Raw genomic sequence first — 18,988 nt, forward strand, 5'->3', positions numbered from 1 at the left:
CGGAACGTGGGTGAGTAATCAACAGTGGATACCAGCATCGTCGAAGAACATTCTTCTGATTTTAAGAATGAGAAAGGAACGTTGTTGGTCGTTGATGGCCATTCTCTTGCGTTCCGTGCTTTTTTTGCAGTTTCTGCGGATAATTTTTCTACTCGCTATGGTCAAGCAACCAATTCTGTTTGGGGCTTTATCACTATGCTTTCGCAAGTGGTAAGAAAAGAAAATCCTGACCGTTTAGCTATTGCTTTTGACGTTAAAGGTGGCACTTTTAGAAATAAGATGCTTCCTCAGTATAAGGGTACGCGTGAAGCTGCTCCTCAAGAGCTTCTTTCTCAATTGCCTCTTATTCAGCAGATGCTTCGTTTTCTAGATATTACTTATATTGAAAAACCCGGTTATGAGGGTGATGACGTTATTGGAACACTTGCAACAATGGGCGCTGATTCGGGGTATAGAACTTTAGTTCTTTCTGGAGATCGAGACGCCTTCCAGCTTATTGACGACAATATTACAGTTCTTTATCCGGGGCAGCATTTCAAAGATTTGAAACAAATGGATTCTGCTGCCGTTTTAGAAAAATATAATGTTACTCCTAAGCAATATCCTGATTTAGCTGCTTTAAGAGGCGAAACTGCAGATAATATTCCTGGTGTTCCTGGTGTTGGAGATGGCTATGCTGCCAAATGGATTAACCAGTTCGGCAGCTTGGAAGATATTATTTCTCATGCAGGTGAGATTACAGGTAAAAAGGGTGAAGCTTTACGAGAAAATATTGATCAGGTTCGTTTGAACCGTCGAGTTAATGCTTTGGTTCGTGACTTAGATCTTGGTATTAGTGTTGATAATTTGCGTTTTGGTGAAGATATTAATGCTAAGAAATTGGGAGAGTTGTTATCTCAACTTGAGTTTGGTGAATTAAAAAAGCGTAAGATTCTTAAAGCTTTTAGCCGCACAAATCAGCAATTGCTTGATAACAATATGCGAATTATGCTTTCTTCAACGTATGAAGGAAATGTCGAAATAGAGCATTTAAACAGCGGCGAGCAATCAACTTCTGATTCTGAAGATCTTCAAGATGTACTAGAAAATACTAAAGTAAGTCATATTAAATCTTTAGAAGATTTACGCGAGTGGGAAACTAGCGTATCTACCTTCCTAGAAGAAGACAATACGAAAGATTCTTCGCGAGATGATTCTTCTTTAGATGCAGAAAAACTTATTGATAATGAGCAAAAATGTGCAGATTTAATATTAAATAATCGCGAATTAGTTGTATATGCTCATGAAAGTAGCTGCCAGTCAAAGCATCGTTTTGGTTTAAAAGCAGACTGTTTATTGCTGCTTGTTAAGGGTAGTGCAGCGCTAATTTATGCTTCAGACTTGCATGTAGAGGGAAATTCATTACTTGAAGCGTTAAGAGAATTTTTGCAAAAATATGCTTCTTCAATAGTTTTGCACGATTATAAAAAGCATTTAGGATTGTTGTCATCTTTGAAATTAGTTGATTGCGAAGATCCTAGTATTACGCCTCTTCTTGACACAAGATTGGCTTCATATTTGCTTGAGCCTGATTTTCGCGCTGAAACGCTTGAAAATATGGCAGAACATTATTTAGATATTTCAAGCGATGATGAAGATTTGGATAATCAGGAAGCTAAGCAGGGTGAGCTTGATCTTTTACTTGATGATTCGTCAGCTTTAGATGAAGCTAAAACAAGTGAAGAAGAAACGCAAAAATTTGAAGGTAAAATTTTAAGAACTGCTGTTCTTACGCGTCTTTTAGCTATTCAATTTGCGCCAAAATTGGATTCTAGAAAACAAACAGGTTTGATGTCAAACTTGGAAATGCCTATTTCAAGAGTTTTGCGAGGATTAGAAGATGTTGGTGCTGCTGTAGATATGCAGCGTTTAAGTAGCATGTTCCAGCAATTTTCTTCCGATGCTGAATTTGCTCAGAATATGGCTTGGCAGGCTGCGGGAAATCGTGTGAATTTGCAAAGTCCTAAGCAATTGCAGCAAATACTGTTTGATCATTTTGCTCTTAAACCAACTAGGCGCACAAAAAACGGTTCTTACACTACTAATGCTGAAGCTTTGCAAGCAATGTATGCGAAACTTGATCCTGAAGAACCTGCAAGCCAATTTTTGGGTGCTCTGCTTAGTCATCGTGAGAAAAATAAGTTAAAGCAAATAGTGCAAAGCTTAATTGATGCTGCTCATTATGACGATAAACGTATTCATACAAGATTTGAGCAGACTATTGCTGCAACAGGCAGATTAAGTTCTGCAGATCCGAATTTGCAAAATATTCCTAATCGTAATGCTGCTGGTCGTGAAATCCGTGCAGCGTTTGTTCCAGGTGAAGATTTTGAATATTTAATGAGCTGTGATTATTCTCAAGTTGAGTTGCGTATTATGGCTCATGCTTCTCATGATGAAACTCTTATTAAAGCGTTCTGCTCTGGTGCGGATTTTCATAAATATGTGGCAAGTCTGGTTTATCAAATACCTGTAGATCAAGTTAGTAGTGACCAGCGTTCTCACGTAAAAGCTATGAGCTACGGTTTGGCGTACGGATTGAGCACTTATGGTTTGGCAAAACAACTTTCTATTACGCCGTCTGCTGCTGAAGTATTGAAAAATAAGTATTTTGATACTTTTGGAAAAGTTCATGATTACTTGGAGTCTTTGGTTTTAAAAGCTAAAGAACTTGGGTATACAGAAACAATGTTTGGTAGGCGTAGGTATTTCCCACAGTTGTCGTCAAATAATCGTGCAGCTCGCGAAGCTGCCGAGCGTGGAGCTTTAAATGCTCCAATTCAAGGAACTGCAGCCGATATTATGAAGCTTGCAATGATACGTGTTGATAAAGGTTTACGAAATTCTAAATTGGCAAGTCGCGTAATTTTACAAATTCACGATGAATTAATTTTGGAAATTGCGCACGGAGAAAAAGATAGCGTAGAAAATATTGTGCGAGAAGCTATGGAACATGCAGTTAATTTAGATGTTCCGCTTAATGTATCAACTGGCGTTGGTGTTGATTGGCAATTAGCAGCTCATTAAATTTTGCATACATTTGAATAAATTTGTATAAATTTTCATCTTTTTTCAAATAAAAGCAACATAGCGTGAAAAGTGCGCAAATATATGAGATACTTATATTATGCATATAAGACCAGGTTCCATGTATCCGCTTGGTGCCAATTATGATGGCGCCGGCGTTAATTTTGCGCTGTTTTCCGAAGTCGCAAAGCGCGTTGAATTATGCTTGTTTGACGAGAATGATAATGAAACACGTATTGATATGACCGAACAGAACTCATACGTTTGGCATAACTATGTATCAGGTATTCAACCTGGCCAACGTTATGGGTATCGTGTTCATGGTCCTTACGATCCTTCGCACGGATTGTGGTGCAATCCGCATAAGCTTCTTTTAGACCCATATGCAAAAGCAATTGAAGGCAATATTGACGGTGATGAGAGCCTGTTTTCTTACTGGTTTGATAATCCGGATGATATTTCTGCAATGAATACTTTGGATTCTGCATCTCACACAATGAAAGCTGCTGTTATTAACCCATATTTTGATTGGGGTAATGATCAGCATCCTATGATTCCATACCATGATTCTGTTATTTATGAAGCTCATGTTCGCGGTATGACTAATCTTGATAGCCGTGTTCCTGCAGATATTCGCGGAACTTACGCAGGTCTTGCACATCCAAGCGTTATTTCTTATTTGAAGAAGCTTGGTGTTACGGCGATTGAGCTTATGCCAATTCATCAGTTTGTAAATGATTCATTCTTACAAAATAAGGGATTGAGCAACTATTGGGGTTACAATACCATTGGTTTCTTCGCTCCGCAAAATTCTTACTCAAGTTCTGGTCAGCGCGGTGAGCAAGTTAATGAGTTTAAGTCAATGGTTAAGGCTTATCATGCTGCTGGCATGGAAGTTATTCTTGACGTAGTTTATAACCACACTGCTGAAGGAAACGATAGAGGCCCAACTTTAAGCTTCCGTGGAATTGATAATCGCGCATACTATCGTCTCGTAGACAACGATCAGCGTCATTATTTTGATACTACTGGTACTGGTAATTCTTTGCTTATGCGCTCGCCGAAAGCATTGCGATTGATTACGGACAGCTTGCGCTATTGGGTGACTGAAATGCACGTTGATGGCTTCCGCTTCGACTTAGCTGCAACTCTTGCTCGCCAGTTCCAAGAAGTAGATAAACTTTCTGCATTCTTTGACATTATTGAGCAAGACCCTATTATCTCTAGCGTAAAGCTTATTGCAGAGCCTTGGGATATTGGTGTTGGTGGCTACCAGGTTGGTGGATTCCCTCCAAGCTGGTCCGAATGGAATGGCAGGTATAGGGATTGCGTTCGTGACTTTTGGCGCTCGCAGCCTTCTACTTTGCCTGAGTTTGCAAGTAGGCTTATGGGAAGTTCTGATTTGTATGAGCAAAATGGACGTAAGCCTGTTGCTTCTGTGAACTTCATCACAGCTCATGACGGCTTTACTATGAACGATTTAGTAAGCTATAACGAAAAGCATAATGAGGCGAATAAAGAAGGAAATAACGACGGCGCAAACGACAATCGTTCTTGGAATTGCGGTGTAGAAGGTCCTACTAGTATTCACGATGTTAATGAGCTGCGCGAGAGGCAAATACGTAACCTGTTCTCAACATTGCTTATGAGTCAGGGTATTCCTATGATTTGCGCAGGCGACGAAGTGATGCGTACACAGCACGGCAATAATAATGCTTACTGTCAAGATAACGCTATTTCTTGGATGAGCTGGGATTATAACGAAACTCAACGTGATATGTTTGATTTCGTTTCCAAGCTTATTCATTTGCGTCTTCATCACCCTGTTTTGCATCGTCGTCGCTTCTTTACTGGGCGTTCAAGCAATGATGACGTTTGCGATATTCCACAGGTTGAATGGCTTGATCATAACGGAACTGTTATGGACATGGAAGATTGGTCAAATACTCACGCGCTTTCCGTGATGATTTATTTGAATGGATCCGACATTCCAGAAACAGACTGGTATGGAACAAGAATGGTCGATAACGACTTTATTCTTATATTTAATGCTCATTATGAACCTATTACTTTTACATTGCCAGACAAGCGTTATGGTGAAAAGTGGAAGCTTATTGTAGACACTTACAATCCAAAAGGCCCTGAGCTTTTATATGAGGCAGGATTTAATATTGTGGCTCAATCTCGCAGCTTCTTGCTACTTATGAGCGAACATAAGCCAGAACATTAAATAAGATTCGAATAAAAATAATTTAATCGCAAATAATTTTATAATTTCATAAGATTGAAGCAGCGTAGGGAATTTAGTTTCCTGCGCTGCTATTTGCTATAATAGCCTGATTAATTTTTGATTGAAGACGGTCAGTTTGCATAGCTGCAACCTGCCTTGAAAAAACAATAATCCATCCTAGAAATAGCAGGCAAGATAATGCTTCAACATTAGTAAGAGTATTGTGACCGTGCATCCACTGATTTCCAGCCCAAGCTGTAAGAACAACAGCTAAATCAGAAGCTACATAAAATGTGCGAGAAAGGCGAGGAGCTAACCAAGGCAAGCATACAAGCATTGTGCAAATTAATCCAGTTACGCCTCTAGCGCACAAGTCATGAAGAAAAGGATGAGGGGTATAGCGGAAAGTTCCTATGCCAATAAAAGCAATACCGCCTAAAATAAGCAAAGTAGCCATAATAGTTGTGCGAGTTCTAAAATGACGCGTGCGCTCTTCATTATTGTGCTGCAATATTTCGCGTTGGGTTGCAACAAATTCTGTAATAGCAAAGTAGCTTGTTATGATAATACAAATTCCAGATAGTACAAGCGTTGCGTTAAACATGCTGGCTGCAAAAGTGGTTCTGTCGCCAAGCTGAGAAAAATTATTGTTATACCAGTAAGGGTCATCCGTGGTAAGACCTGCAGTTGCGGCGCCCGAAATAACGAATAGTGGAAGCAGGGAAGCTACAGTTTTAGCTTCAAGAAGCTCAGCTTGAATAAGTGTTGCGTAACCAACAATTCCAGATAATGCTGAACATAATACCGGCAAGTAATTGTTCATTGCAGATTTGCCAATAATACTGTTTATGATGGAAAGCAAAGCAAAAGACATAAGAAACATTGTTGCGCCATAAATTGTAGAAAGCGCTGTAATTTCAAAAGTATGTTTTACTATGCGAATCAGATGGTGTCCGGTAAATTTTTTATTAGTACGCAAATAGCCAATAATAAAAGCGCCAATGCTGCACAAAGCCACAATTCCTGAGGCTGTAAGGAAAAGTCTTTGGCTAATTTGCCAAAATGCTGGCATAACCAACATGTACATAGACATAGTAACCATTGCGAATGATGCGCATACAAGAAACGCTATTAATCCCATTGCTTCAGTTCGCTGGAAACGTCCCATACTTTAGCCCCTTTATCTTGTTAACTAATTACATTGTACAGTTTGCACTAAAGTCAAGCACGCATAAAATTTTATACACGCCACGTGTGTCGAAAATTTGCATTTGTCGGCAAAGTGCGCTATTGTATTTGATTGTGCTTGGAGCTGGTTAACAGTTCAAAAGCCTCGGGGTGTAGCGCAGTTTGGTAGCGCGCCTGCTTTGGGAGCAGGATGTCGCAGGTTCGAATCCTGTCACCCCGACTTTTTTATATCTAGTGAAATATTTTATTCAGCTCGCAACAATTATCTGTGCACGTATCCGTACATATTAATAGATAGTATTCATATTATGAGTGATATTAACGATACTGTGGATTGTGCTACTTGTTGGGAAGCACCGTATTCTAATCATCAATTAAAAGCTTGTGTTGAGGTCCCTGGTAGTAAGTCCCTGTCAAATCGTTATTTAATATTGGCAGCAATAGGTACAAAACCTGTAGTTTTACAAGGATTGTTACGCTCTAGAGACACTGAGCTCATGATTAACGCGTTATCTACATTCGGAGTTAAATGTGAATCTCTAAATGAAGAGGGCACGAAACTGCGCGTAATTCCTCCAGAAGACGGAATTTTTAGAGTTGAAGATAATGCTGAAGTATATTGCGGACTAGCTGGAACTGTAATGCGTTTTGTTTCTGCTCTAGCATTGTTTGCGAATAAACCTGTGCGCTTTGATGGAGATAAGCAAGCCTATGCTCGCCCTATGAAGCCAGTTCTTGACGCTTTAGAACAGCTTGGTGCTCACGTGGAGTATCACGGCGAAACTGGTTTTTTGCCGTACACGATTACTCCTCCTAAATCATTAGAACTTAAAACTCGCAATGTGGAAAATATTGTTTGCATTGATTCCTCTGCATCGTCACAATTCATTTCAGCATTATTGCTAATTGGTTCTCGCATACCTAACGGTTTGTATATTGAACATATTGGTAAAAATTTGCCGAGCATGCCGCATATTTTAATGACAATAGATGATGTGAAAAAGTCTGGTGGCACAGTCCAAATGATAGAGCCTATTAGTTGGGCTGTTTTGGAATCAAAATTAGTTTTGCCAAATACTGTAGTTATTGAACCAGATTTGTCTAACGCTGCGCCATTTTTAGGGGCTGCTTTAATCTCAGGAGGCATAGTTAGAGTTCCAAACTGGCCTAAGCGCACGACTCAACCTGGCGGATTGTTGCCGGCCATACTTGAACGTATGGGTGCTGTTGTTAATTTTGAAGAGAACGATACAAACACTGGGTCTGGAGTTCTTTGTGTAAAAGGAAATGGCCGTATTCATGCAATTCCTTCTTTAGATTTAAGTAAAGCGGGGGAGATTGCTCCAAGCATTGCAGCTATTCTTGCTTTTGCGGATGGAGTAAGTCAGTTGCACGGTATTGCTCATTTACGTGGCCATGAAACTAATCGTTTAGAAGCTTTAGTTAAAGAATTAAATAGAGTCGGTATTGGTGCTAAAGAGCTTGAAGATGGCATCAGTATTGAGCCAAGTGATTATGTGCATGGGGAAGTTATGGAAACTTATGCAGATCATCGTATGGCAACGTTTGCTGCAATGCTTGGACTGCGCATAGAAAATGTAAGAATCAAAAATATTTCTACTACTCGCAAAACGATTCCTGATTTTCCAGGCATGTGGCATAAAATGCTTGAATAATAAATAATCCCGAGCCTTTTTGACTCGGGATTATTTATATCTATTTATTTTCTGCGCCATTAAGCGCAAACAATTTAGTGCTTGAACTTGTTGCCGTAGCTATCTTCGCCAGCTTCAGCAATAGCTGCAGCCTTGCGTGCAATAGCCAGCTCTTCGTTCGTTGGAATTACAGCAATAATTACAGAGCTGTCTGGAGTGGAAATAACGCGTGGCTCCTTAGAGCGAACCAAGTTCTTTTCCTTGTCGAGCTTAACGCCGAATGGCTCAAGCTTTTCGCATACTTTAGCGCGCACGATTTCGTCGTTTTCACCAACGCCTGCTGTGAATGTAATGACGTCAACGCCACCCATTTGGGCAGTGTAGTTACCAATGTAGCCAACAATACGGTGTACGTATACGCCGAGAGCAAGCTTAGCGTTTTCGTCGCCTTCTGCAATGAGCTTATGAATATCGCGCAAATCGCCGTGGCCAGTCATACCCATCATGCCGGAACGCTTGTTGAAGAGAGTATCAAGTTCGTCCACGTTCATGTGAGCGTTACGAATAAGGTGGAAGACTACTGCTGGATCAATATCGCCAGTGCGTCCGCCCATCATTAAGCCTTCGAGTGGGGTTAAGCCCATGGAAGTTTCAACTGGCTTGCCAGAAATCTGTGCAGAAGCAGAAGCACCATTACCAATGTGCAAAACAATCTGCTTCAAACCTTCTGCAGGCTTACCAACAACGCTTGGAACAACAGAACCAATGTATTCGTGAGAAGTGCCGTGAGCGCCGTAGCGACGAATATGATAGCGGTCTGCAATTTCCTTGTTCAAGGCATAAGTTGCTGCAACCTGTGGCAAAGCATGGAAGAAGGAAGAATCGAATACCATAATCTGCGGAACGTCTGGCAAAAGTTCAGTCATGACTTCAGCGCCAACAGCCTCTGGGCCGTTGTGAAGTGGAGCCAAAACTGCCAAATCCTTAACCTTGTTGATTGTCTTCTCATTGACTAATGCAGGCTTAGGGAAGGTCAAGCCACCCTGAACAACGCGGTGTCCAACTGCCACAATGCCGGATTCCGAAAGCTTTGGACCATATTCTTCGAAGAAACCGAGTACGCGCTTTAAGCCCTGCTCGTGGTCGTGAACTGGCTCGTCGAACTCATGCTTTTCGCCATTGAATACGTGCTTGTAGTGGCCGTCAACTGGCTCGCCAATCTTCTCAACGATGCCGGAAGCGATACCTTCACCGCTTTCCAAGTCAACGAGCTGATACTTAATCGAACTGGAACCAGAATTGATAACAAGAACGGTTTTTGCCATTGGGGCATCCTCCATAAAGTATTGATAAGGCTTGTAAATTGCCACGCTCTATTTTACCGTTAAGTTCATACAATACGGAGAGTTATTTTGTGTCATAACAATCTAAAATATGTGAAGAACATTTAACAGTTTATTTTTGTTGATTTTATAGCTTTCTGCACAAAATCTTATTCTCACTGAGCTTCAATAGCTGTTAAAGCAACAGTATTAATAATATCTTGTACTAAAGCTCCTCTAGATAAGTCGTTTACAGGCTTATTTAGACCTTGTAAAATAGGGCCAACTGCCAGTGCTCCGCTTGAGCGTTGTACTGCTTTATACGCAATATTTCCTGCGCATAAATCAGGGAACACAAATACATTCACGTGACCTGCAATAGGATTATCTTTTGCTTTTGCTGCAGCAACTGTAGGAGACCAAGCTGCATCAAACTGAATAGAACCAACTACGGCTAAATCTGGAGCTTTTTCTTTTACTATTCGCGTCGCTTCTTCTACAATGTCAACATCTGGGCCTTTACCAGATCCTAACGTTGAATAAGAAAGCATTCCAACTTTAGGATCTAGTCCGAATGCTGCAGCAGTATTCGCAGACTGAATCGCAATATCTGCTAGCTGTTCTGCATTCGGGTTTGTGTTAATAGCGCAATCTGCAAAGACTGCTACGTGATCTTTAAAACACATAAGAAATGCGCCAGAAACCAGCTTAGAGCCGGCTTTTGTTTTTATTACTTGTAATGCTGGTCGCACAGTATTTGCAGTGGAATTAACAGATCCAGACACAAGACCATCTGCTTGTCCAAGCACAACTAGCATAGTGCCAAAATAGCTTGCGTCGTTAAGTTGTTCTCTTGCTTGTGATTCAGTCATTCCTTTCTTTGCTCTTAATTCGCAAAGTTTTGTAATCATATGGCTAAGCATTGCTTCATCGCTAATAGATTGGAAACTTGCTTTGCAAACTGAATTAAGATTTAACTCTTCAGCACGTTTCAATATTGATTCGCGCTCTCCAACAATAATAAGATTCACAATATCTCGTTCAAGCAAGTAATCTGCCGCTTTTAATATGCGATCTTCTTCTCCTTCTGGAAGAACAATTGTTTTCTTCTGTTCTTTTGCTTTTCCTAAAAGACTGTATTGAAAAGCGTATGGGGTAGTTGGTACATTGAATGGCTGGTGCAGCGCATTAAGAATATCTTTTTCTCTAATGCAGTTTACGAATATTTCTAACGAACTATTTTTGTTTTCTTCGTTTATTTGAGGCAGCACCCATAATGGTGTTTGGCTTACTCGAGTTTCTTTTTCGCTAGAATTTGCACAATTTCTAGCTGTGTAATCTTTCATTACTTCAGCGCCAAGTTCCTCAGAACAGTCAGTAACAAAAACGCCCAAAATTTGCGTGCAAGCCTTCATAATACAAGCGTTGGCAGTATTAATAGTTTGTAAGATTTGCTCTGAGCTTCGTCCCTTTGCGCAAACGGTTAGAAAAACAGGCGAAGCTAAGTCTGCTGCAACAGTTGCGTCAAAAGCAAATAAATCTGGATCATATACAGGGCTTGCGTCGCTTGAAACAATAACAGAAGCTTGGGCGGATGTTGATTGTAGTACTTCATTGTATCTTGCAACAATATCTCCGCGCACTGTGTCTTTATTTGTTCTGACTATTTCTGGAGTGGATGCAATAACTTGCTCTAATTTTGCTGAAGTATTTGCAATACCCAAAAGTTGTTTAGTGAAAGCGTCATTGGTTTGAGCGCATGGGCGAAAAATAGTAGTGCTGTAGTTGTTAGACAGAATATGTGTTATTCCGAGTGCAACAGCGTTTCTGCCGTACATATCTTCGTTGCCAATAATTGTTACATTAATATGTGACACGATGCGTTCTCCTTTGATACTATTCGTGTTGTGCTGTTAGGTTTCATATTGTAAAAATTAAATTACTTAAGTTTTGCAATATAGCCAAGCTTGTTCTATTGTACGGCTTTTTGTTTTTATACACGCACATAGTAGTAATTCTGCAATATAAATTTTGATTCGTTTTTTTTTATTTAGTTTACATGCAAATTTATTTTTATATACAAAACGGGAGTCAACCTTTCGATTGACTCCCGAATTGTTTTTAGCTAACCAGTTTTAGCTTTATGAGCTTAAAACTACTCGTTATCGCCAGCGGTTGCAGCGGTAGCGGTGACAGCGCCTGGCTTGTCGGTCTTAACGCCTGGCCATACCCAATCGGTGTAATCTGGGTGATCAAGACCCTTGTCGACTGCATACTGGAAGGCTTCGAGGCGGAAGTCCTCGAGCTTCTTGATTTCGTCGGCATACTTGGCGGCGTCAACCATACGCAAAGCTTCAGCGGTAAGCTCGTAACGATCCATGTCGTTCACGCGAACCATGTCGTATGGCGTGGTGGTGGAGCCCTGCTCCTTGTAGCCATGGACGTTGAAGTTGTCGTGGTTTGGACGATCGTAAATCAAGCCGCGAACGTCATGTGCATAGGAGTGATAAGCGAAGAGAACTGGCTTGTCAGCGGTGAAGAGATCGGTGAACTCTTCGTCAGTCAAAGCTTCGTTGTTTTCCTTAGCGGACTGCAACTTGAGCAAGTCAACAACGTTAACAACCTTGAACTTAACGCCAAGCTTGTTCAACTTGTCGGCAGCGGCCATCAATTCCTGCTGTGGAACATCGCCAACACCAGCGAGAACAACCTGAACTTCGTCGTTGTTCTTAGCGTTGGAAGCCCACTTCCACTCTGCAGCGCCCTTTTCGAGCTCTTCGCGAGCTTCGTCGAGGGTCAACCAAGTGGCGGCTGGCTGCTTACCAGCGAAGATGGCGTTAATCATGTTGGTGGACTTGTAAGCCTTTTCAGCAACAGCGAGCAACATGTTGGAATCTACTGGGAAGTAGATGCCGATTACATGATCGTTGTTGAAGGTCTTGTTCAAGAGCACGGAGGTTACGCCTGGATCCTGGTGCGAGAAGCCGTTGTGATCCTGACGCCATACGTGAGAGGATACCAACAAGTTCACGGAGGAGATTGGCTTACGCCATGGAATCTCGCGAACGGTAGCCTCAAGCCACTTTGCGTGCTGGTTCAACATGGAGTCGATAACGTGTACGAAGGACTCGTAAGAGCTCCAGATGCCGTGACGACCGGTGAGCAAGTAACCCTCGAGGAAGCCTTCCATCTGGTGCTCGGAAAGCTGCTCGGTGACCTGGCCGGTAACAGCCATGTGCTCATCGACTAAGCCAGAAAGGTAGCCAGCATCCCACTGCTTGTTGGTTACTTCGTAAGCAGCCTGCAAACGGTTGGAAGCGGTCTCATCTGGGCCGAAGATACGGAAGGAATCTGGGTTGTTCTTGATGATGTCACGAGTGTAAACACCAAGGCGACGGGTAGCTTCGAGCTGACCCCAGCCGTGACCGAATTCCTTAACTTCCTTGACTTCGTAATCATCGAGCTTTGGAAGCTTCAAATCTTCACGAATACGACCACCGTTGGCGTTTGGATTTTCGCCAATACGGAGTTCGCCCTTTGGCATGAAGGAAAGAACGTCTTCCTTCACAGCGCCCTTTTCATCGAAGAGCTCTTCAGGCTTGTAGGACTTCATCCAGTTCTTCAAAACCTCGAAGTGAGCTTCGGTATCGCGAGCGGAAGCCAGTGGAACCTGGTGTGCACGCCAAGAGCCTTCGGTCTTCTTGCCGTCGATGAACTTCGGGCAAGTCCAACCCTTTGGAGTGCGGAAGATGATCATTGGGTAGTAAGGGCGAGTTACGTCGTTAGTCTGAGCCTCAGCCTTAATATCGCAAATCTCGTCGAAGATGGTTTCGAACATATCGGCGAAGCGACGGTGGATGGACATGTGATCCTCATCGTCGAAGCCAGCAACGAACTCGTATGGCTCGTAGCCCATGCCGTGGAAGAACTCATGAAGCTCTTCGTCGGAAATGCGGGAAAGAATAGTTGGGTTAGCAATCTTATAACCGTTCAAGTGCAAGATTGGAAGCACGATACCGTCGGTACGTGGGTTCACAAGCTTGTTGGACTGCCAACCGGTGGCCAAAGGACCAGTTTCAGCTTCGCCATCGCCGACGATTGCTGGAACGAACAAGCTTGGGTTGTTCATAACAGCGCCGTAAGCGTGGGAGAGTGCATAACCAAGCTCGCCACCTTCGTGGATGGAGCCTGGGGTTTCAGGAGCGAAGTGAGAAGGAATACCGCCTGGGTAAGAGAACTGGCGGAAGAACTTCTGCAAACCAGCTTCGTCCTTTGTAATCTTTGGATAGTACTCAGTGTAAGTACCGTCGAGGTAGGACTGAGCAGTACCAGCTGGGCCGCCGTGGCCTGGACCCATGATAATCACGGTATTCTGCTGGTGGTCAGCAATGAAACGGTTGATGTGGCCAATAAGGAAGTTAAGACCTGGAGTGGTGCCCCAGTGGCCCACCAGACGATGCTTAACATCTTCGCGAGTGAACGGCTCCTTCATTAGAGGGTTGCTACGAAGATAAATTTGGCCGATTGCAAGATAGTTGGCAACACGCCAGTACTTGTCTACGCCTTCGATAGCTGCCTCGGAAACTGGAGCGTTGAGCTTCTTCCAAGGTGTGCCAATAACAGGACTCGTCATGTGTACTCCTGTACTCAAGCACTTTTCAGTGCAATTTGATCATTACCATTTGGTTATAGAGTCTGGAAAACAAATGTATTACAGCTCTTTTTCCATCCGTTTCAGTATAGTGCCAGCGTCTGACTTTTGTTCGTTTGGTTACTTCTTCGTGCATTTATGTTGAAAAAATGTGTGATTATGTGCGCAAAAAATTAGCCATTTGTATAGATTATGTTATATTTGATGTTCGTTTTTTGCTTTGTTATTCAGCGTTTCGCACAAAAATTTATCAAAGCTATTTATTGATTTAGAATTATTAATGTAACTTTTATATCTAATTTCGGCGTTTTGTAATTACGCAACGTCTCAAAGCTTCACTATTATGAATTGAATCGTATTAGAACTTATATATAAGGAGAATCATGGCAAAAGGACCAGTGCTTGTCGTTGATTTTGGCGCTCAATACGCTCAGCTTATTGCTCGTCGAGTGCGAGAGGCTAATGTGTATTCAGAGCTTGTTCCGCACTCTATGCCAGTTGACGAAATGTTAGCTAAAGATCCTCAAGCTATTATTCTTTCGGGTGGTCCTGCTTCTGTTTATGAACCGGGTGCTCCAGATATTGATCCAAAGATTTTTGAAGCGGGCGTTCCAGTTCTTGGCATTTGCTATGGCTTCCAAGTAATGGCTCATGAACTTGGTGGAGATGTAGATAAAGCTGCTCTTGGTGAGTATGGTAAAACTTCCGCAACTATTGATGATTCTGAAGGCCTGCTTGCAGATTCTCCTGTTGAGCAAAATACTTGGATGAGCCACGGTGTTGCTGTTAAGCGCGCTCCAGAAGGTTTTAAGGTGTTGGCGCACACAGATGGTGCTCCTGTTGCTGCAATGCAAGATGAAAGTCGCAAACTTTATGGAGTTCAGTGGCATCCAGAAGTAAAGCACACTCCATTGGGTCAGGAACTTATTTCTACATTCTTACATAAGTGTGCAGGGTTAGATAACAATTGGAATCCTTCTAACATTATTGAGGATCAGGTTGCTAAGATTCGCGCCGAAGTTGGGGATGCGCAAGTTATTTGTGGTCTTTCTGGTGGAGTTGATTCAGCGGTTGCTGCAGCTTTGGTGCATAAAGCAATTGGTGATCAGCTTACTTGCGTTTTTGTTGACCACGGTTTGCTTCGTAAAGGCGAAGTTGAGCAGGTTAAACATGATTTCGTTAAAGCTACAGGCATTAAGCTTATTGCGGTAGATGCAGAAGACGATTTTTTGGATGCACTTAAAGGCATAAGTGAACCAGAGTGCAAGCGCAAGATTATTGGCGAAAAGTTCATTCGTACTTTTGAAAAAGCTCAGCGTCAGGTTATTGAAGAAGCTGGTAAAACTGGAGCTGAAGTTAAGTTCCTTGTGCAGGGAACTCTTTACCCAGATGTTGTAGAATCTGGCGGCGGAGACGGTGCTGCAAACATTAAGTCGCATCACAACGTTGGTGGTTTGCCAAAAGATTTGAAGTTTAAGCTTATTGAGCCTTTGCGCACGCTGTTTAAGGATGAAGTTCGCGCTATTGGTACTGAGCTTGGGCTTCCGGATGAAATCGTGTGGCGTCAGCCTTTCCCTGGTCCAGGCTTAGGTATTCGCATTGTTGGTGAGATTACACGCGAGCGTTTGGCTGTTCTTCGCGAAGCAGATGCAATTGCTAGGGAAGAGCTTTCTAAAGCTGGTCTTGACCGCGACATTTGGCAATGCCCAGTTGTATTGCTTGCTGACGTTCATTCTGTTGGTGTTCAGGGCGATGAGCGCACATATGGTTCTACAATTGTTTTGCGCCCTGTGAGCTCTGAGGATGCTATGACAGCTGATTGGTCTCGCGTTCCTTACGATGTGTTGGCGAAGATTTCTACTCGAATCACAAACGAGTGCCGTCAAATCAATCGCGTTGTGCTCGACGTAACTTCTAAGCCGCCTGCCACTATTGAGTGGGAGTGACAGTTTTTGATGAGAATTATCGACTGAAATATAAACATATGCTTATACAGTAAAACATATGTTTATTTTCATTAAAAACTGTAATAATTACTGTTTTTTATAAAGCACTTCGTGAAAATGGAGTGCTTTTTTCTGTATATCGGTGTGTCGAATTTTCTAAAAACAGGTAAATTTTCGAATTTTATCGATATTTAATGAATATTGTAGTAGTAAATACTGTTGTTTCTAATTGTTTATAATGTTTAAACGATATAATGAATTTTACATGAAACAACAGTATGAGCTGTAACAGTAGTTGTTGGCTGGGTGTAAAAACTACTGCTCGTAGTAGCTCTTACTACTTTGCTTCATTGCGGAACCGTGAATTTTGTAAGTGTAGTTTTACTGTGCTACGAAACTAATCGTGTATCTCGAATAGTTTCGCCTACGGTATCGTTTGCGAAGTTTGTAAGATATTTTGCCGCCAATAATTGCGTAAGCCGCTCAAACTATATCGATTAATATGGTAAGGAGAGTTACGTGGACGGAATTCTGTCAGTACTGCTCGATATTTTCAGACAGCCATCTGTTATAGTTGCGCTTATTTCTTTTATTGGGCTTGCAGTGCAAAGAAAGAGATTCTCGGATATTTTGCAAGGATCAATCCGTACTCTTGTTGGTTTTCTTGTTTTAGCAGCTGGTTCTGGAGTTATTACTGAAGCGTTGAACCCATTTGGCAAAATGTTTCAATATGCATTTCATGTGCAAGGCGTAGTTCCGAATAATGAAGCAATTATTGGAACTGTTTTATTGAAATATGGCTCTGAATCTGCGATTATTTTCTTCTTTGGAATGATTGTTAATATTATTCTTTCTATTACTTCTCGTTTTAAATTTATCTATTTAACGGGTCACGTAGCTTTCTATATGGCAAGTATGCTTGCAGTTATATTTAATGTTGCAGGATTTAGCATGTGGGAAGTTCTTTTATGGGGCTCAATTGCTCAAGGATTGTTTACGACAATTTCTCCAGCACTGGTGCAGCCGTTTATGAAAAAAGCTTCAGGCAAAGATGATGTTGCTTTAGGTCATCCTGCTGGTACTGGTGTTGCTTTAGGTGCGTTAATTGCAAAAATTACTGCTTCAAAAAAGCGTCCTTCTAAGTCAACTGAGGATATTAAATTCCCAGCAGCATTGGGATTCTTGCGTGATACAACAGTTCTTATCACGCTTTCTATGGCTGTTATTTATATAGTAGTGGCACTTTTTGCTGGATCTTCGTATGTCGAAACACATTTATCTAATGGTCAAAACTTCATTGTTTTCGTTATGTTGAAGGCTGCAACTTTTGCTGCAGGTGTTTATATTATTCTTGCAGGCGTGCAGATTGTTCTTGACGAAATTGTTCCAGCTTTTAAGGGAATATCGGAAAAGCTTGTTAAAAATGCTCGTCCTGCTTTAGATGCACCAATGACTTTTGGCTTTGCTCCTAATGCTGTTCTTATTGGTTTCTTAGCTAGTTTCTTTGGCGGTTTGCTTGGAATGACGCTTATGGCGATTTTGGGAACGACAATTATTATTCCTGGAATTGTTGCGCATTTCATGGCTGGTGGTGCTGCAGGAGTATTCGGTAATGGTCAAGGTGGAATACGTGGTTGCTTGACTGCATCATTTATTAATGGTCTTTTTATTACCTTCCTTCCTTTGTTCCTTTTGCCAGTGCTTGGCGATTTGGGAAGCGCAAATTCTACATATTCTGATGCGGATTATGGCGTATTTGGTGTAATACTTGGTCACGTAAATATTGTTGGCGGACGTACTGTTCTAATTTCTGTAATACTTATTGCGCTAATATTGTTCTACTCTGTCTCAATATTTATGAATAAACGCGATTCTAATAATTTTGAAAAAGTTGAAGAAATAAAATAAGTAAGGAAAATAAAAGCACAATTAAATAATTGTGTAGACATATAAAAATTAAAAATTTTTTTACTCATTTTCTTATTTATTTGTACATTTTATTGTATGACTGGTAGGATAACAGAGTTATTAGTTTTGCATGAGCCGTTGTTACTATGCTGTGTTTTACACAAACTAGTATCAACGGCTTTTCATGTTATCGTTTAGCTAGGGGAGAGTGATAATGGTCGAAGGTGTGCCTAAATACATTGCTGTGCGAGATAATCTTCGCGCTCGCATTGATTCTATGGAAGCAAACGAACAATTGCCTCCCGAAATTGAATTGTGCAAGCAGTACAACGTTAGTCGCATTACGTTGAGGCATGCTGTAGACACACTTATTGCAGAAGGCTTGTTGGTGCGAGAACAAGGTAGGGGCACGTTCCGCGCATCTGAAATTATTAATAGTAGAAATCGAGATATGATTTCTGACAGGGCACAAGGATTTTATGAGCAAGAATATGCTGATTATGCTGAAGTTCGCATTAAAGTTTTAGAAAATGACGTTGTTCATGATGAAGATGCTGCTGGGCGATTAGGCTTAAAGCCAACGGATGAGCTTATTTGCTTAAAGCGTTTGCGATACATAGACGGAGTATTATCGCGTTACAGCGTGCTGTATTTATCTGCTTCTCGTTTTCCTAAAGTGCTAACTCATGATTTTTCTAATGAATCTTTAGCTGATTTCTTATTGCATGCTTACGCGGTTCAGCTTGTGGAAAATGAAGTATCTATTTATGTAGAAAACTTATGTGACAGTCTTGCAACAGTAATGAACGTTCCTGTTGGAACTGCAGTAATTGCTGCTCAATCTACTGTAAAAGATAATTTTGGTTCTAAAATTGCGTTTGGTGCAGCAGTGTATACGCCAAATTCTGGCGAGATTCGCTTCCATTTACACGCAAATTCATAAAATTTTCACTGTGTGAGAATGAAGTTTTGTAATTGCCTGTAGAATTTTCTGCAGGCAATTTTCGTATAAGCTATTTGTG

The 18,988-nt window shown here is 41.5% G+C and carries 10 protein-coding genes and 1 tRNA gene; 7 read left to right on the forward strand and 4 right to left on the reverse strand.

Annotated elements, in window-relative coordinates; translation table 11 throughout:
* Nucleotides 1-24 precede the first annotated feature (24 nt).
* Entirely contained in the window at nucleotides 25-3,066 is a 3,042-nt protein-coding gene (polA, locus tag NG78_RS02115) for a DNA polymerase I (RefSeq protein WP_004134838.1), read from the forward strand.
* 100 nt (nucleotides 3,067-3,166) lie between these two features.
* On the forward strand, nucleotides 3,167-5,296 hold the full coding sequence (glgX, locus tag NG78_RS02110) for a glycogen debranching protein GlgX (RefSeq protein WP_004134840.1): 2,130 nt from the start codon (nucleotides 3,167-3,169) through the stop codon (nucleotides 5,294-5,296).
* Nucleotides 5,297-5,369: 73 nt separating this feature from the next.
* On the opposite strand, the gene NG78_RS02105 is transcribed toward glgX, so the two are convergent.
* Complete coding sequence (locus NG78_RS02105) at nucleotides 5,370-6,464, reverse strand: hypothetical protein (protein ID WP_004128015.1); 1,095 nt, start codon at nucleotides 6,462-6,464, stop codon at nucleotides 5,370-5,372.
* A 166-nt stretch (nucleotides 6,465-6,630) separates the two neighbouring features.
* Here NG78_RS02105 and NG78_RS02100 point away from each other — a divergent pair.
* Nucleotides 6,631-6,704, forward strand: a tRNA-Pro gene (locus tag NG78_RS02100).
* 88 nt (nucleotides 6,705-6,792) lie between these two features.
* The gene (gene aroA / locus NG78_RS02095) at nucleotides 6,793-8,160 is read left to right on the forward strand and encodes a 3-phosphoshikimate 1-carboxyvinyltransferase (protein WP_029600161.1); all 1,368 of its coding nucleotides are present in this window, start codon (nucleotides 6,793-6,795) and stop codon (nucleotides 8,158-8,160) included.
* 74 nt (nucleotides 8,161-8,234) lie between these two features.
* Here aroA and NG78_RS02090 read toward each other — a convergent pair whose 3' ends face one another.
* From NG78_RS02090 to NG78_RS02080, 3 genes are all read right to left on the reverse strand, one after another.
* The gene (locus NG78_RS02090; RefSeq protein ID WP_004134844.1) at nucleotides 8,235-9,464 is read right to left on the reverse strand and encodes an acetate/propionate family kinase; all 1,230 of its coding nucleotides are present in this window, start codon (nucleotides 9,462-9,464) and stop codon (nucleotides 8,235-8,237) included.
* A 173-nt stretch (nucleotides 9,465-9,637) separates the two neighbouring features.
* The gene (gene pta / locus NG78_RS02085; protein ID WP_004134845.1) at nucleotides 9,638-11,338 is read right to left on the reverse strand and encodes a phosphate acetyltransferase; all 1,701 of its coding nucleotides are present in this window, start codon (nucleotides 11,336-11,338) and stop codon (nucleotides 9,638-9,640) included.
* 278 nt (nucleotides 11,339-11,616) lie between these two features.
* A complete protein-coding gene (locus NG78_RS02080; RefSeq protein ID WP_004128025.1) occupies nucleotides 11,617-14,094 on the reverse strand; it encodes a phosphoketolase in 2,478 nt (825 codons plus the stop codon).
* Between the two features lie 401 nt (nucleotides 14,095-14,495).
* Between NG78_RS02080 and guaA the strand changes: the two genes are divergently transcribed.
* The 3 genes from guaA to NG78_RS02065 all read left to right on the forward strand — a co-directional run bounded on the left by guaA (nucleotide 14,496) and on the right by NG78_RS02065 (nucleotide 18,909).
* Nucleotides 14,496-16,058 carry a glutamine-hydrolyzing GMP synthase gene (guaA, locus tag NG78_RS02075; RefSeq protein WP_004134848.1) on the forward strand — a complete coding sequence of 521 codons (1,563 nt, stop codon included), beginning with the start codon at nucleotides 14,496-14,498 and terminating at the stop codon, nucleotides 16,056-16,058.
* A 519-nt stretch (nucleotides 16,059-16,577) separates the two neighbouring features.
* Nucleotides 16,578-17,966 (forward strand): PTS ascorbate transporter subunit IIC, encoded by a 1,389-nt coding sequence (locus NG78_RS02070; RefSeq protein WP_004134850.1) that lies wholly within the window; start codon nucleotides 16,578-16,580, stop codon nucleotides 17,964-17,966.
* 214 nt (nucleotides 17,967-18,180) lie between these two features.
* Entirely contained in the window at nucleotides 18,181-18,909 is a 729-nt protein-coding gene (locus tag NG78_RS02065) for a GntR family transcriptional regulator (RefSeq protein ID WP_004134852.1), read from the forward strand.
* Nucleotides 18,910-18,988: the final 79 nt, after the last annotated feature.

It is taken from the genome of Gardnerella greenwoodii 00703Dmash (genome assembly GCF_000263635.1).
GTDB classification, from domain to species: Bacteria; Actinomycetota; Actinomycetes; order Actinomycetales; family Bifidobacteriaceae; genus Bifidobacterium; species Bifidobacterium greenwoodii.

Bases quoted from the DNA above. Each gene is read 5' to 3' on its own strand.
- glgX (WP_004134840.1), top strand. From the start codon at position 3,167: ATGCATATAAGACCAGGTTCCATGTATCCGCTTGGTGCCAATTATGAT.
- NG78_RS02105 (WP_004128015.1), bottom strand. From the start codon at position 6,464: ATGGGACGTTTCCAGCGAACTGAAGCAATGGGATTAATAGCGTTTCTT.
- aroA (WP_029600161.1), top strand. From the start codon at position 6,793: ATGAGTGATATTAACGATACTGTGGATTGTGCTACTTGTTGGGAAGCA.
- NG78_RS02090 (WP_004134844.1), bottom strand. From the start codon at position 9,464: ATGGCAAAAACCGTTCTTGTTATCAATTCTGGTTCCAGTTCGATTAAG.
- NG78_RS02080 (WP_004128025.1), bottom strand. From the start codon at position 14,094: ATGACGAGTCCTGTTATTGGCACACCTTGGAAGAAGCTCAACGCTCCA.
- guaA (WP_004134848.1), top strand. From the start codon at position 14,496: ATGGCAAAAGGACCAGTGCTTGTCGTTGATTTTGGCGCTCAATACGCT.
- NG78_RS02065 (WP_004134852.1), top strand. From the start codon at position 18,181: ATGGTCGAAGGTGTGCCTAAATACATTGCTGTGCGAGATAATCTTCGC.